The sequence below is a fragment of the bacterium genome, assembly GCA_026708055.1.
GTDB lineage: Bacteria > Actinomycetota > Acidimicrobiia > Acidimicrobiales > CATQHL01 > VXNF01.
Window position 1 is genome coordinate 72,271 of record JAPOVS010000027.1, and the last position, 14,452, is coordinate 86,722.

General features: G+C 70.0%; 15 protein-coding genes and 1 tRNA gene. 6 read left to right on the forward strand and 10 right to left on the reverse strand.

The window, feature by feature from the left end; all coding sequences use genetic code 11:
* Positions 1 to 10: 10 nt before the first annotated feature.
* Positions 11 to 751 (reverse strand): protein phosphatase 2C domain-containing protein, encoded by a 741-nt coding sequence (locus OXG55_05735; protein ID MCY4102752.1) that lies wholly within the window; start codon positions 749 to 751, stop codon positions 11 to 13.
* Positions 752 to 934: 183 nt separating this feature from the next.
* Here OXG55_05735 and OXG55_05740 point away from each other — a divergent pair.
* Positions 935 to 1,020 (forward strand) — tRNA-Leu (locus tag OXG55_05740).
* 44 nt (positions 1,021 to 1,064) lie between these two features.
* Here OXG55_05740 and OXG55_05745 read toward each other — a convergent pair.
* Positions 1,065 to 1,520 (reverse strand): globin, encoded by a 456-nt coding sequence (locus OXG55_05745; GenBank protein ID MCY4102753.1) that lies wholly within the window; start codon positions 1,518 to 1,520, stop codon positions 1,065 to 1,067.
* A gap of 83 nt (positions 1,521 to 1,603) precedes the next feature.
* Between OXG55_05745 and OXG55_05750 the strand changes: the two genes are divergently transcribed.
* Positions 1,604 to 2,230, forward strand: coding sequence for a cysteine hydrolase (locus tag OXG55_05750; protein MCY4102754.1), 627 nt, complete (start codon positions 1,604 to 1,606; stop codon positions 2,228 to 2,230).
* A 72-nt stretch (positions 2,231 to 2,302) separates the two neighbouring features.
* Here the strand turns inward: OXG55_05750 and OXG55_05755 are convergent, their stop codons facing one another.
* From OXG55_05755 to OXG55_05780, 6 genes are all read right to left on the reverse strand, one after another.
* Positions 2,303 to 3,061, reverse strand: coding sequence for a carbon-nitrogen family hydrolase (locus tag OXG55_05755; GenBank protein MCY4102755.1), 759 nt, complete (start codon positions 3,059 to 3,061; stop codon positions 2,303 to 2,305).
* A 12-nt stretch (positions 3,062 to 3,073) separates the two neighbouring features.
* Complete coding sequence (locus OXG55_05760) at positions 3,074 to 4,246, reverse strand: pyridoxal phosphate-dependent aminotransferase (GenBank protein MCY4102756.1); 1,173 nt, start codon at positions 4,244 to 4,246, stop codon at positions 3,074 to 3,076.
* A 39-nt stretch (positions 4,247 to 4,285) separates the two neighbouring features.
* Entirely contained in the window at positions 4,286 to 4,756 is a 471-nt protein-coding gene (gene bfr, locus OXG55_05765; GenBank protein MCY4102757.1) for a bacterioferritin, read from the reverse strand.
* A gap of 9 nt (positions 4,757 to 4,765) precedes the next feature.
* Positions 4,766 to 4,966 carry a (2Fe-2S)-binding protein gene (locus OXG55_05770; protein ID MCY4102758.1) on the reverse strand — a complete coding sequence of 67 codons (201 nt, stop codon included), beginning with the start codon at positions 4,964 to 4,966 and terminating at the stop codon, positions 4,766 to 4,768.
* Between the two features lie 131 nt (positions 4,967 to 5,097).
* On the reverse strand, positions 5,098 to 5,829 hold the full coding sequence (locus OXG55_05775) for a lysophospholipid acyltransferase family protein (protein ID MCY4102759.1): 732 nt from the start codon (positions 5,827 to 5,829) through the stop codon (positions 5,098 to 5,100).
* 64 nt (positions 5,830 to 5,893) lie between these two features.
* Complete coding sequence (locus tag OXG55_05780; GenBank protein MCY4102760.1) at positions 5,894 to 6,823, reverse strand: SDR family oxidoreductase; 930 nt, start codon at positions 6,821 to 6,823, stop codon at positions 5,894 to 5,896.
* Positions 6,824 to 6,913: 90 nt separating this feature from the next.
* On the opposite strand from OXG55_05780, the gene OXG55_05785 reads away from it, so the two are divergent.
* Together OXG55_05785 and OXG55_05790 are read left to right on the forward strand one after the other, a co-directional pair.
* On the forward strand, positions 6,914 to 7,948 hold the full coding sequence (locus OXG55_05785; protein MCY4102761.1) for an NADP-dependent oxidoreductase: 1,035 nt from the start codon (positions 6,914 to 6,916) through the stop codon (positions 7,946 to 7,948).
* A 135-nt stretch (positions 7,949 to 8,083) separates the two neighbouring features.
* On the forward strand, positions 8,084 to 8,773 hold the full coding sequence (locus tag OXG55_05790) for an LPXTG cell wall anchor domain-containing protein (protein ID MCY4102762.1): 690 nt from the start codon (positions 8,084 to 8,086) through the stop codon (positions 8,771 to 8,773).
* 67 nt (positions 8,774 to 8,840) lie between these two features.
* On the opposite strand, the gene OXG55_05795 is transcribed toward OXG55_05790, so the two are convergent.
* Positions 8,841 to 10,046 carry an acyl-CoA dehydrogenase family protein gene (locus tag OXG55_05795; GenBank protein MCY4102763.1) on the reverse strand — a complete coding sequence of 402 codons (1,206 nt, stop codon included), beginning with the start codon at positions 10,044 to 10,046 and terminating at the stop codon, positions 8,841 to 8,843.
* A gap of 108 nt (positions 10,047 to 10,154) precedes the next feature.
* Between OXG55_05795 and OXG55_05800 the strand changes: the two genes are divergently transcribed.
* Both OXG55_05800 and OXG55_05805 read left to right on the forward strand, forming a co-directional pair.
* On the forward strand, positions 10,155 to 10,913 hold the full coding sequence (locus tag OXG55_05800) for a hypothetical protein (protein MCY4102764.1): 759 nt from the start codon (positions 10,155 to 10,157) through the stop codon (positions 10,911 to 10,913).
* 9 nt (positions 10,914 to 10,922) lie between these two features.
* Complete coding sequence (locus OXG55_05805; protein MCY4102765.1) at positions 10,923 to 12,260, forward strand: hypothetical protein; 1,338 nt, start codon at positions 10,923 to 10,925, stop codon at positions 12,258 to 12,260.
* On the opposite strand, the gene OXG55_05810 is transcribed toward OXG55_05805, so the two are convergent.
* On the reverse strand, positions 12,250 to 14,415 hold the full coding sequence (locus tag OXG55_05810; GenBank protein MCY4102766.1) for a DUF3516 domain-containing protein: 2,166 nt from the start codon (positions 14,413 to 14,415) through the stop codon (positions 12,250 to 12,252). The two genes, OXG55_05805 and OXG55_05810, sit on opposite strands and share 11 nt — an antisense overlap.
* Between the last annotated feature and the right edge of the window lie 37 nt (positions 14,416 to 14,452).

Consider the following 14,452-nt stretch of genomic DNA (forward strand, 5'->3'; position numbering starts at 1 on the left):
TCGTTCCCGGTCACAGCAACCGGCGTCGCTCGAGCGCGGCGACGTCGGCCACGATCACGGTGATGTTGTCGTGCCCCCCGCGATCGTTGGCCGCCTCGACCAGTTCGGTGGCGGTTTCCCCCGGGGGTCCTCCGGCTGCCAGCAGTCCGGCGATGTCGTCGGCGGGCAGTTCCCGGGTGAGCCCGTCGCTGGCCAGCAGGTAGCGATCGCCGTCGTCGGCGTCGAGGCTCCAGGTGTCGACTTCGCACGGCTCGGGGAACACCCCGATCACGCGGGACAGGGACTCGGCTCCCTGCATACGTCGCGCCGCCGCCGAACTCATGCCCATCCGCACGTACTCGTTCGCCCAGTTGTGGTCCCAGGTGACCTGTTCCAGCCGGCTGTCACTGAACCGGTAGATCCGGGAGTCGCCGACGTTGGCCAGGACCACTTGCCCGGCGGGGTCCAGCGCCAGCGCGCACAGCGTCGTGGACATCTCCGCCAACCCCGGGTCCTCGGCGGCGCGGCGCTGGACGGCCCGGTGTGCTTCGACAAAGGCGCTGCGGAGGCTCTCGGGATCGGCGGCAGCGCCGGAGGAGTGCAGCGACTCGACCGCCACGGCCGATGCCAGATCCCCGCCCGGGTGCCCGCCCAGGCCGTCGGCCACCGCCAAGAGGTCCTCGGTCAGTAGGAAGGCGTCCTCGTTGCGCCGGCGGCGCCTTCCGACGTGGGTGCGGGCGTCGGCGTCGAGGCGGAAGTTCCGCCGGCTCATGCCGCGCCGTCTCGGGCCCGCCGCGAATAGGCCCGCCGCGGGTCGGCGGCAGTGCACGCGGGCATCGGTCGATTCTAGGAGGCGACCGTGCCGCCCCATCCGGACGCTGCCGCCGGCCCCACGGTCGTGCCGGCCCCGGCGGTCGTGGGGCCGCAGGTGTCCCCGAGTACCCTTGCCACCCCGGCGCGAGTGGCGGAATTTGGCAGACGCGCAGGATTCAGGTTCCTGTGTCCGTTACGGACGTGAGGGTTCAAGTCCCTCCTCGCGCACCCGCTCCCACGTACGGCCGGATTCACCGGAGCCGGCGGCGGGCTCAGTTGTCGGCCCGACGCTCTCCGGGTGGCGGCACGATGGGCAGATGGCCCGGCCGCGGCGGCTCGGCGTTCAGCAGGTGTGTGGCCGCCCGCTCGAAGTAGTCCAGCAACTCCGCCGCCAGTTCGGCCGGCGCGCCGGAGGAGCGGACCGCCGCCGCCATGTGGTGCATCCAGGCGTCGCGCTCCTGACGGCCGATGCTGAACGGCAAGTGGCGGGCCCGCAGCATGGGATGCCCGCGACGCCGGCTGTAGTCGTCGGGTCCTCCCCAGTACTGGATGAGGAAATCCCGCAGGTTGGTCGCGGCGTCGGTCATGTCCTCGGGATACAGCGGGCGTAGTACCGGGTCGCCCGCCACCCCCTCGTAGAACCGCGCCACCAGCGCGTCGAAGAAGTCCGTTCCGCCCAACTGCTGGTACACCGATGCGGGGACCGCATCGCTTGCCGAGGAGGCCATCGGTCAATTCTGGCCGTTCCGCAGCCGTTCGCGACCTCTTCAGGCTCCGGCAGGCCCGCGGGTGACTCATTAGAGTGCGCCGCATGACACGTTCCCTCTCGGACATCCTCGAACCCTCCCGTACCGCCGTCGTTCTGCAGGAATGCCAGAACGGCATCGTTGGGACAGAATCCGGGCTGCCGGCCCTGGCCGAGGCCGCCCGCTCATCGGGTTGCATCGACGCGGTCGTACGGCTGGTGCATTCCGCCCGAGCCGCGGGTGCGCGCGTCATCCACAGTGTCTTCCATCAGCGTGCCGACGGCTGGGGCGGCAACACCGCTCTCGAACTCTTCAGGGTTGTCGACGAAGCACCGGTCAAGATGCGACCCGGCAGCGCCGCTGTCGCGGTGCTCGACGAGATCGGCGTGGAGCCGGCCGACTTCACGATCGTCCGTCACCACGGCGTGTCGCCGTTCCCGCTCAGCGAACTGGACTCCGTGCTGCGCAACGAGGGTGTGACGACCATCATTCCGGCCGGCGTGGCGGTGAACTGGGCCATCACCGGTCTGACGTTCGACGGCATCAACCGCGGTTACGACGTGGTCATTCCCCGTGACGCCGTAACCGGTATCCCGACGGAGTACGCGGAGATGGCCATCGATCACTCGCTGGCGTTCGTGGCCACCATCTCGACGACCGACGACATCGTCGCCGCCTGGTCGGGAGGCTGATCGTCCGCCCGTTGGCCGCTCCGGCGGGCCGGCCGCTGAACGGCTCGACACCCGGAAGAGAAGGTCGACGATTCAGAGGCGGTCCTGCAGGAACGGGAAGCGCTCGCGGGTCTCGGTGACCCGCGCCGGGTCCACCTCGGCGATGAGGGTGGCCTCCACCTCGGCGCCGGCGGCGAGGAGTTCGCCCATGGGATCCACGATGCGGCTGTCGCCGGCGTAGTCCAGCCCGCCGCCGGAGCCGACCCGGTTCACTCCCACCACGTACGCCTGGTTCTCCACGGCTCGGGCCACCAGCAGCGCCTGCCAGTGGGCGCGTCGCGGGCGGGGCCAGTTGGCCGGGACGATGTAGAGGTCGGTGTCGTGCGCCAGCGACCAGAACTCGGTTGCGAAACGCAGGTCGTAGCAGACGAACAGGCTGACCCGCAGGTCCTCCACCTGCACGGTCACCGTCTTGTCGCCGGGGTCGTAGACGAGGTGCTCGTTGCCGTAGCGGAAGGGGTGGATCTTGGCGTAGCTGTGCAGCTCGCCACGGGGTCCGGCGAGGATCAAGCGGTTGCAGGGACGGGCGTCGCCGGGCGCCAGGATCGGGATCGATCCGCACACCCAGAGATCGTGGTGGGCCGCGGTCTGGCGCAGGAAGCGGGTGCTGGCCCCCCCGGGCGCCTCGGTGATCCGGTCCGCCTCCAGGGAGAACCCGTAGCTGAACATCTCGGTGAGCACGACCAGGCGCGCCCCGGCGGCGCCGGCGCCGGCGATCATGGGCTCCAGGTGGGCGAAGTTGGCCTCGCGGTCCTCCCAGACGATGTCGTGTTGCAGCGCGGCGACCTTCACCGGCGATCCCCCCTATCCGTTCGACCGGAGCGTGGCCAGCCTCTCGGCGGCCTCGGCGATCACCTCGGGCCGCTTGCAGCAGGCGAACCGGACCAGCGGTCGCCCCACGTCCTTGCTGTCGTAGAACACCACACTGGGCACCGCCACGACCCCGCAGCGCTCCGGCAGGGACCAGCAGAAGGCCACGCCGTCCAGCTCGCCCATGGGCGCCAGGTGGGTCGTCACGAAGTAGGTGCCGGCCGAGTTCCACACGTCGAATCCGGCGTCGGCCAGACCCGCGCTGAGGCGGTCGCGGCGTTCCCGCAGGCCGTCGGCCAGCGATCGGAAGTAGTCGTCGCCGAGGTTGAGGCCCTCGGCGATGGCGTACTGGAAGGGCCCGCCGCTGACGTAGGTCAGGAACTGCTTCGAGGTCCGCACCGCGGTGACCAGCTCCGGCGTGGCGCACACCCAGCCGATCTTCCAGCCGGTGGTGGAGAACGTCTTGCCGCCCGAGCTGATCGTGACGGTGCGGTCGCGCATGCCCGGCAGTGTGGCCAGGGGGATGTGCTCACCCTCGTAGACGATGTGCTCGTAGACCTCGTCGGTCACCACCAGCAGGTCGTGGCGGATCGCCAGCTCGGCAACGTGCTCCAGCTCGGTGCGGCTGTAGACCTTGCCGGTGGGGTTGTGCGGTGAGTTGAGCAGGATGAGCCGGGTACGCGGCCCGATGGCGGCCTCGAGTTCCTCGGGCACGTAGGAGGAGTCGGGGCCGCGCAAGAGCACCGGCCGGCGGACGGCCCCGGCCATGGCGATCCCGGCCGCGTAGCTGTCGTAGTACGGCTCGAAACACACCACCTCGTCGCCCACCTCGCACAGCGAGAGCAGGGCCGAGGCGATGGCCTCGGTGGCCCCGGCGGTGATCAGCACCTCGCTGTCGGGGTCGTAGGAGAGGTCGTAGAAGCGCTTCTGGTGAGCCGAGACCGCATGGCGCAACTCGGGAATGCCGATGCCGGGCGGGTACTGGTTGCGGCCTCCGCCGATGGCGTCGACGGCGGCCTGCAGCACCTCCGGCGGCCCGTCGGTGTCGGGGAAGCCCTGGCCGAGATTGATGGCGCCCGTGCGCACCGCCAGAGCGGACATCTCCGCGAAGATCGTGGCGCCGAAGCCCTGGAGTCGGGTCGTGAGGTACGGGGCCCGTTCGACCATGCCCGAGCCTATGGCCGGCGGTCCGTCAGCGCCTGCGGGTCACTCGCCGATCTGCGATTGGAGGTACCGCTCCACGCCGATGTCACCGATGATCTGCTGCTGGGACTCGATCCAGTCGAGGTGCTCCTCCTCGCCCACGACGAGGTGCTCCAGCAGCTCCCGGGTGCCCGGGTCTCCCTCGTCGAGCGCCAGGGCCACGCCCCGGCGGTACATGGCGATGGCGTGCTCCTCGAGCGAGCGGTCCGACGCCAACTGCTCGGGCACGGTCTCGCCGATCCGGACGCTGTTCAGGCGCTGCACGTTGGGCATTCCGTCGAGCAGCAGGATGCGATCCATGAGCTTCTCGGCGTCGTTCATCTCCTCGATGGACTCTTCCCGGTACTTGGCCGCCAGCCGGTTATACCCCCAGTTCTCGCAGATCTTGGCGTGCGCGAAGTACTGGTTGATGGCCGTCAGCTCCGACGTGAGCGCCTCATTGAGGAACTCGATGACTTTCGGTGACCCCTGCATGGGGTCAGCCTACCGGCCGGCGCCGACCGAGAGAGAGGCCGTCGGGCGCTGCCGGGCCTCGTCGAGCACCTGCTGGATCGACTCGCGGCAGCCGCCGCAGCGTGCGCCCGCCCCGCAGCGCTCGATGACGTCCTCGACCGTCAGGGACTCCCCGGCTGCGACGGCCTCGATGAGCCGGTCGTTGACGGCGAGGCAGTGGCAAACGATCATCGGCGAGGTCTCGACGGTTGCGGGCGGGTTAGGTGTCCTTAACCTAACCCGCCCGGATCTCGCATACAACCGACCCCGGCTCTCGCGGGGTCCTGGGGCGTGCGACGCGGCGCTCCGGCGGCCGGCCGGCGCTAACCCGCGCGGCCGGCGCGTCGTCGCGCGCGGGCCGCCAGGGCATCGTGCGCCTCGTCGAGAAGTCGCTGCATCTCCGCTCGGACGTGATCGGACAGGACCCGGCGCTGCTCCCGTCCCGTGTCCGCCTGCGCGGTGGCCTGCGCCGGCTCGATGGGTTCGCCGACGGTGACGACCACCCGCCGCGGCCGCGCCAGCTTGGCGCCGGGCGGCATGGCCTCCTCGGTGCCGGCCACGCCGATGGGAATCACCCGAGCCCCCGTCGCGGTCGCCAGGTAGGCACAGCCGTTGTGCACGCCGTCGACGGCGGGCCCGTTGCCGCGCGTCCCCTCGGGGAAGACCAGCAGCATCTCGCCGCGCTCCAGCAGCGTCTGCGCCGTCTCCAGCGCCACCCGGTCCAGTTGGTCGCGCTGCACGGGGAAGGCGCCGATGCAGGAAGAGAACCAGCGGCTGACCGGTCCCCGGAACATGGCCTGCTTGGCGAGAGAGCGCAACCGCCGCGGGCAGTGCCCGGCGATGAGGGGCACATCCAGGTTGGAGCGATGAACCGGTGCCAGGATGGCCGGTCCGGGGGTGCGCAGGTGCTCCTTCCCACGCACGCGCACACGGAAATAGAACAGGCCTGCCAGCAGCCCGATGTTCCGGCAGAGCCAGTAGACCCGCATCGAGGACCAGCGGTCGGCGGTGGTGAGGACTCGCCGGTGCAGTCGTCTCGAGGCGGCGATGCTCATGGGCGGATCCTCGAACGGCCCTTCGAGCGCACCCGCACGACGTTCCCCGAACGCAGGCGATCCGCTAGATCGTCTTCGACGGGCGCCCGGGCCCCTCCGCCTCGAGGCCGCCCATGTCGACGTTGAGGCGGGCGTCGGACATCAGCGAGCGCACCACGTCACCGAGTTGCGCGGGGTCGTCGGGCTGGTCGGTGATCGGGCCGAGCCGCCACCCCTCGGCGATACCGAGCTGGTTGCCGTTCACGTGGAACACGCGGCCCGTCACGCCCGAGGCCTCCGGAGAGGCCAGCCAGGTGGCGACCACCGCAATCCAGCGCGGCGACCACGACTCTGCCAGCTTCGGCGCGTTGTCCTCCCCGACGATGGGGATGGTCAGGCGGGTGAGCGCGTTGGGGGCCAGGCAGTTCACCGTGACCCCGTAGCGGGCCAACTCCATGGCACAGATCACGCTGAAGGCGGCGATGCCCGCCTTGGCGGCCCCGTAGTTGGTCTGGCCGACGTTGCCGTAGATACCCGACGGTGAGGAGGTGTTGATCACCCGGGCGTCGAGCTCGCCGCCGGCCTTGGCCTGCTGGCGCCACCAGGCGGCAGCGTGGTGGGTCGGCGCGAAGGTGCCCTTCAGGTGGACGGCCATCACCGCGTCCCAGTCGCCCTCGGCCATCGAGAAGACCATGCGATCCCGCAGGATCCCGGCGTTGTTGATGAGGATGTCCAGCCGCCCGAACGTGTCGATGGCCTGATGGATCATGTCCTTGGCCTGACCGAAGTCGCTGACGTCGTCGCCGTTGACCACTGCCTCGCCGCCCGCGGCGGTGATCTCGGTGACCACTTGCTGGGCGGGGGTGATGTCCATGCCTCCGCCGGCGGCGTCGCCGCCGAGGTCGTTGACGACCACCTTGGCGCCTTCGGCGGCCAGCATGAGGGCGTGCTCGCGGCCGATGCCCCGTCCCGCCCCGGTGACCACGGCCACCCGTCCTTCGCAGAGCCCGGCCATGTGTCTCCCCTATCATCCGTCGTCGCTCGCGGGCATTTCGATGCCTGCGATCATGTTACGGCGTCCCGATGGCACGAAACGGAGCGTGAGATGACGGCAGGTGAGAGCGCCGTGGGGCGCAACCGGCAATGGCTGCTGGCCCGGCGACCGTCGGGAATGGTCTCGGAGGCGGACTTCGAACTGGTGGAGCGGCCGGTTCCGGAGATCGGACCGGGAGAGGTGCTGGGTCGGATCCGCTGGCTGTCCTTCGAGCCCGCCATGCGCGGCTGGATGGACGATCGGGAGAGCTACGTGGCGCCCGTGGAACTCGGAGCGCCGATGAGGGCTCCCGGTCTGGCGGAAGTGGTCGTGTCCAACGACCCGGCCTATGCCCCCGGCGACGCGGTCTTCGGGATGATGAGCTGGTCGGAGTACGTGTCCGGTCGCTGGTCCGCCCAGACCGCCGGTCGCGGCTACCGCCAGGTGCCGACCGATGTGCCCAGGGAGATGTTGCTGGGCCCGCTCGGCAGCACGGGTCTCACGGCCTACGTCGGGATGCTGGACGTGGGGCGCCCCGAACCGGGCGAGACCGTGGTCGTGTCGGGCGCGGCGGGAGCCACCGGCTCGGTGGCAGCGCAGATTGCCCGCATCAGGGGTTGCCGTGTGGTGGGGATCGCCGGCGGTGCCGAGAAGTGCCACTGGCTATTGAGTGAGGCGCGATTGGATGCCGCCATCGACTACAAGAGCACCGACGTCGCTCGCCGCCTGCGCCAGACCTGCCCCGACGGGGTGGACGTCTACTTCGAGAACGTGGGCGGCAGCACGCTGGAGGCGGTGCTGGACAACCTGGCCCTCGGTGCCCGGATCGCACTGTGCGGACTGATCGCCGGCTACAACGACACCGAGCTGCAGCCGGGGCCCCGCAACCTGTTCCAACTGATCGTCCGGCGCGCCTCGATCCAGGGGTTGCTTCTGTGGGACTTCCTGGACCGGATCCCGGAGGCTTTCGCCGACTTGCGCCGCTGGGTCGAAGCCGGCCAGATCGCCTACCGTGTCGACGTGCAGGAGGGTTTCGAGAACATTCCCCGCACGTTCCTGCGCCTGTTCACCGGGGCCAACGAGGGCAAGCAGCTGCTGCGACTGTGAGGAGGCCCGAGCCGATTTGCCGGCCGCAATCGTCTGCGGGGAAAATGGGGGATTGTTTCGCGCACCTCCGGTCCGGAGATGCGCGGTGCGCTATGATCTCCCCGCGTTGGAGTGTCGCACCGGGAGAGTCGCACGATGAAGCTCAGGAGATTGCTCGTACTTGCCGGGGTCATGGCGCTGATCGGGATGCTGTGGGCGTCGCCCGCGGCCGCCGACGACCATCCTCCCTCCATCACGTTGGACCCGCCGGCGGTGCCGGCCGAGGAGGGTTCGGTCACGGTCACCGTGACCGGCGCCAACTGGACCGAACCGTCACCGTTCTTCATCGTCGCCTGCCCCGGAGCCGCGGGCGATCCGACGGCCCCGCTGACCCTGGCGAGCGCGCCCGAGGCGATCGCCATGTGCCCGGACCTGATGGCTTCGGCAATCGCCGTGGAGTGGGACGACGGCGGCTTCACGACCGAGTGGACGACCACGATCACCGGCGCCGACATCGACAACGGCGCCCTCGTGATCCTGGCCGGATGGCTCAGCGTGGACACCCTCTCGGATCCGGAGGAATACGCGACGGTCGCCGTCCTCGCCATCGGTGTGGCGGAGGAGCCGATGGACGATCCGGGCGAGGAGGAGCCGATGGACGATCCGGCCGCGGAGGAGCCGATGGACGATCCGGCCGCGGAGGAGCCGATGGACGATCCGGGCGAGGAGGAACTGCCCGAGACGGGTCACGAGAGTGGTCCGCTCGCCATCGTCGGTGCGAGCATCCTGGCGGCCGGTCTACTGGTGATCGGCGCCGGGCGGCGCGTGCGCACCGCAACCCGGTAATCGACCGCCCGCGCCGCGGGCCTCACGAATCGAATAGCGCGAGGGCCGGACTGCAGTCCGGCCCTCGTCAGTTGCGGGGGATGTCGCTCCAGGGAACGTCCCGGTCCGCCTGAGGTTCCTTCGGAAGCCCGAGCACACGCTCACCGAGGATGTTGCGCATGATCTCCGATGTGCCGCCTTCGATGGAGTTGGCGCGTGCGCGCAGGAACATCCGGCTGGTCTCGAAGGAGCCCGAAACGCCTGCCTGCCCGGGACGCACCATCGGATAGCCGTGGACATGCACCATGCCGCGGCTGCCTTTCACGTCGACGGCGCATTCCAGGAGTTCCTTGTTCAACTCCGCCGACAGGAGCTTCCCGACCGATCCCTCGGGGCCGGGGACGCCCGCCGATGCAGACTCGCGGGCGCGCAGGTTCGTGAGGCGGAGCAGTTCGGCGCGGATCCACAGCCGGGCGACCCGGTCCCGCGCCACGTGGTGGTCGGCGGTGCCGGGTTCCGGCGCGTGGTCGATCCACTCCTTCATGAGGGTCCCGATGTTCCCGGAGCCTCGGGCCGGCACGCCTCCCCCGAGCGCGACCCGCTCATTCATGAGCGTCGTGATGGCGCCACCCCACCCCTGACCCCTCGCACTGATGCGCATCGAGTCGGGAACCCGCACATCGGTCATGAACACCTCGTTGAACTCGGCCTCGCCGGTGATCTGATACAGCGGCCGCACCTCGACTCCCGGTGCTTGCATGTCCAGCATGAAGTAGGTCATGCCCTTGTGCTTGGGCTGGTCGGGATCGGTCCGGGCCAGCAGCATCCCCCAGCGCGCCACGTGGGCCAGCGTCGTCCACACCTTCTGGCCGTTGACGATCCACTCCTCCCCGTCGAGGACGGCGCGGGCCGCCAGACCGGCCACGTCCGAGCCGGCGCCCGGCTCGCTGAACAGCTGGCACCAGATCTCCTCACCGGTGAAGCAGGGTCTCAGCAGCCGGTCCTTCATCTCGTCGGTGCCGTGGGCCAGCACCGTGGGCATGCCCATCCCGATGCCGATCGGGTTGACGGCCAGGTTGTGGTACTGGCGACCGCCGTTCGCCAACTCCTCGTCGACGACGGCCTGAGCATCCGGCTTCAGCCCGAGCCCGCCGCGGCCGGCCGGAAAGTGCACGCAGGCCAGACCCCGGTCGAACTGCTCTCCCCGGAACGTGGCCGTGCTCGTCTCGCCGGACATGTCGGCGAGGAGATCGCGTGCCATGCCTCGGAGGTGGTCGGTGCTGATGTTGCTCATCGGTGGCGCGGTCCCCTCTGATCGTTGCTCGTCCGGGGAAGCCTCGAGTTCACGCGCCTATCCGCCGGGGGTAGTAGTCGGGCCGTCCCCGCTGCCAGAATGCTAATCATGACGCTCCGGCGCAGCCTTGCCACCACCACGCTGGCCCTGTCGATCCTGCTCGCTGCCGGCTGTGGCGCCGCAGAGCCGGAGCCGGGCATGACCGAACCAGCGCCGCCGCCGACGACCGAGGCGCCGGCTGATCCGCCTGTGACCGATCCGCCGCCGCCAGCTGAGCCGCCGCCGCCAACTGAGCCGCCGCCGACCACGAGTACGGCCGAGCCTGCCGCGCCTGCCACGACCGAGGCGCCGGCTGATCCGCCTGCGCCCGGACCGGCGGCGGCGCCGGCGGCCGAGCAGGATCCACCACGTGGCCATGAACCGCCCGAACCCGGCCCGGCGCCATCCACGACCACGAGCACGACGGGGGCGCCCCCGCCGCCGACGACCACGAGCACCACCGAGGCGCCGCCGCCGACGACCACGAGCACGACGGGGGTGCCCCCGCCGCCGACGACCACGAGCACCACCGAGGCACCCCCGCCGACCACCACCACCCAGCCTGCGGCGGATGTGACGATACGCATCACGCTGGTGGATGGCCGGATCGAGGCCGAGCGCCGTTACGAGGCCTCCCTCGGCGACACGGTGGAGGTGCGTGTCACCTCCGACGTGGCGGAGGAGGTCCACCTCCATGGGTACGACCTGTACCTGCAACTCGAACCGGGCGCTGAGGTCACGCTGACCTTCGAGGCCAGGCTCCCCGGTGTCTGGGAGGCCGAACTCCACCCCTCGCACCGGGAGCTCTTCCAGTTGCAGGTCTCCTAGGAGCCCAGGGTGAGCCATGCAGGCGTGCTGGCGCACGGCATCGGGGTGCGCGGCGACCTGCCGATCCCTGTGTGGATGTTCGCCTACGTGGCGGGTGCCGCGCTCGTCATCTCGTTCCTGCTGCTCGGCAGCTTCTGGCCCAAGCCGCGGCTGCAGGGTCGCTTCGCACCCCGGCCTCTGCCCGAGGCGGTCCAGCCGGCGGCTCGAGTGCTGGCGGTCGTGCTGCGGCTGTTCGGCTTGGCGATGTTCGCCGTGGTGCTGGTGGCCTCGCTGTTCGGCGATCTCGGGGCCTACGCCACGATCGCCCCGGTTGCGGTGTACGTGGGGTTCTGGGTGGGGTTGCTGTTCCTGTCGGCCGTCTTCGGGGACGTGTGGCGCCTCTTGAGCCCTTGGGAGACGCTGGCCCACCTCGGCGCGGCGGTGCGTCGCCGGTTCTTCGGCCACGTCCCGGCGCACAAGCTCTGGCGCCCCGACCCGGTGCACAGCGGCTGGTTGGGCGTGGCGACGGTGCTCTGCTTCGCCGCCCTCGAACTGGTTCACCCCAACCCCCCGGAGACACGCATCCTCGGCATCGCCATCGCCGCCTACTCGGTGCTGATGCTGTGCGGGGCGTCACTCTGGGGGCGCGAGTGGCTACGCCGGAGCGAGGGGTTCGGCGTGGTGTTCCGCCACGTCGGCACCATGGGGGTCTTCTGCGGGGACGGGCAGGGACGCCTGGCCACCCGTCCCCCGATCGTGGGACTGGCGAGCCTGCGCATGACCCTGCCGCACACCTTCGTGCTGCTGCTGATGCCGGGTACCACGAGCTTCGACGGCATCTCCCGCACCGAGTGGTGGGGCGGCCTGCTGGGCCCGCGCATCGGCTGGGAAACCGTGGGTTTCGGTGCCTTCGGACTGCTGCAGTTCGCGGCCGACTTCGTCGTGCTGTACATCGCGGCGATGGCCGTCGGGGCTGCGCTGACCCGTACGCCGCTGCGGCAGATGCTGACCGACTTCGCTCCCTCCATCGTGCCGATCGCCTTCGCCTACCACGTGGGGCACTACTTCTCGCTGGTGGTCTTCGAGGGCCAGAACTTCCTGGCCCTGCTGTCACGGCCCTTCGGCGGGACCGCCGACCTGTTCGGCACGGCCCACTTCGACGTCAACTACCTGCTGATCTCCACCGGGGTGATCGCCCTCGTCCAGGCCCTCATGACCGTGGCCGGCCACTTGGCAGGCGTGGTCCTGGCGCATGACAAGGCGGTGCAGCGGTTCTCGCCGCGGCAAGCGCTGCGATCCCAGTACGGGCTGCTGGTGATGATGCTGGCCTTCACGATCGCCGGCATCTTCCTGCTGCTCAACGCCTGAGCGCCGCCCCCTCGTCGGCCGCCTCGGCCTCGGCGGTGACCGCCGTGAGCCTCTCCCACTCATCGAGCAGGCTTGAATCCACCCCGCGCACCAGCGCCCCGAGCCAGTCGGTCAACTCGTCCAACTCCGGCGTGCGGCGCTCGGCCGGGACGTTCTGCAAAAGCGCCCGGTAGGCGTCACTGAGATAGCGCAGCAGCAGGCCTTCGGAGCGCTTCAGGCCGTAGTGGTTGACGTATTCGTCGAAGGTCATGGCCCGCTCGTGCATCTCCCTGGCGACCGACTTGGGGCGCACGTTGTCGCCCTCCACCCAGGGGTGGTGCCGGCGGAAGACGTCGAAGGCGCCGTAGAGGAACGCCCGCAGGGGTTTGGGGTGCTCGACGTCGGCAAGCCGTTCCATCCGCTCCTCGTAGGGCACGCCCTGCGCCTTCAGCTCTCCGAGGAGATCGCTCCGCAGACGCTCGACCTGGGCTGCGATGACCGGTCCGGGGTTCTCCAGGACCGATTCGATCACCGACAGCACATCCAGCGGGTACTCGGACTCGGCCGCATCCAGAACCCCCAGCGCTTCCACCGCGAACAGCGAGAGCGGCTGATGCAGGGCGAAGCTGTCCTGCAGATCCACCGTCACCCGGACGTGCCGCCCCCACTCGTCGGGAGTCTCCAGCACCTCCACCACCCCGGCGTCGACCAGCGAGCGGTAGATGGCCACCGCCCGGCGGATGTGCCGCCGCTGTCGCCGGCGGGTCTCGTGGTTCTCCACCAGCAGCCGCCGCAGATCGGCGCAGCCGTCGCCGGGCCGGTCCAGTACGTGCATCACCATCTGATGGCTCACCTCGAAGCTGGAGGTCAGCGGCTCAGGTTCGGCGGCGGTGAGCCGCTCGAAGGTCTCCTCGTTCCAGTGGGCGTAGTTGCGCTCGGGAGGGCGGCGCTTGGTGAGCTTCCGCTTGGCCTTGGGGTCGGACGCGGCCTTTTCGGTGGCGATCCGGTTCTCGATCCAGTGTGCCGGGGCCTGCACCCGCACGTAGCCCCGCTCGTCGAAGCCGGCCCGCCCCGCCCGCCCGGCGATCTGGTGGAACTCCCGGGCGTTCAGGAGGCGGGTGCGCTGCCCGTCGTACTTGCAGAGTTGCGTGAACAGCACCGTGCGGATCGGCACGTTGACCCCCACGCCCAAAGTGTCGGTGCCGCAGATGAGTTTCAACAGCCCCTGCTGGGCCAGCCGCTCGGTGAGCAGCCGGTACTTGGGAAGCAGCCCCGCGTGGTGCACGCCGACGCCGTGGCCGATCAGGCGCCGCAGGTCCTTCCCGATGGGTGAGTCGAACTTGAAGCCGCCGAGAGCCTCGGCGACGAGGTCCCGCTCGGCGCGGCTCAGCACCCCGATGCTGGTGTAGGCCTGCGCCGCCTCGATGGCCTCCCGCTGGGTGAAGTGCACCACGTAGATCGGCGCCCGGTTGCGTTCCAGGAGATCCTCGATGGAGGCGTGCAGGGGGAGCGTTCCGTACTCGAAGCCCAGAGGCACGGGGCGTTCGCCGGACCGCACGGTCACCGTCTCCCTGCCGGTGCGCCCCGTGAGTTCGTCGGCGAAGCGCTGAGTGGGCCCCAGCGTGGCCGAAAGCAGCAGGAACTGGCATTGGGGCAGCGTCAGCAGCGGCACCTGCCACGCCCAGCCGCGCTGCGGGTCGGCGTAGAAGTGGAACTCATCGGCGATCAGCACGTCCACGTCGGCCTCGGCGCCGTCGCGCAGGCCCCAGTTGGCGAGGATCTCCGCGGTCGCGCAGACGATCGGAGCGCCAGGGTTGACCGCGGCGTCGCCGGTGATCATGCCGACCCGCTCGGCCCCGAAGGAGTCGCACAACGCGAAGAACTTCTCGCTGACCAGCGCCTTCAGCGGCGCGGTGTACACGCTGCGGCGACCGGCGGCGAGGGCGGCGAAGTGGGCGCCCGCTGCCACCAGGGACTTCCCCGAGCCGGTCGGGGTGTTCATGATGACGTTGCGGCCGTCCAGGATCTCCAGCAGCGCCTCCTCTTGGGCGGGATAGAGCGAGATCCCCTCCGATTCTACGTACTCCACGAAGCCGTCGAGCGGCGAAGCGGCATCGAGGCGGGCCGCCAGCGGCGCGACGTTCCGAGCACCTCCGTCCGCCTCTCGGGTCGTCATTGTGGCTCTCGCATCGTCATTCGGGCTCTCGGGCCGT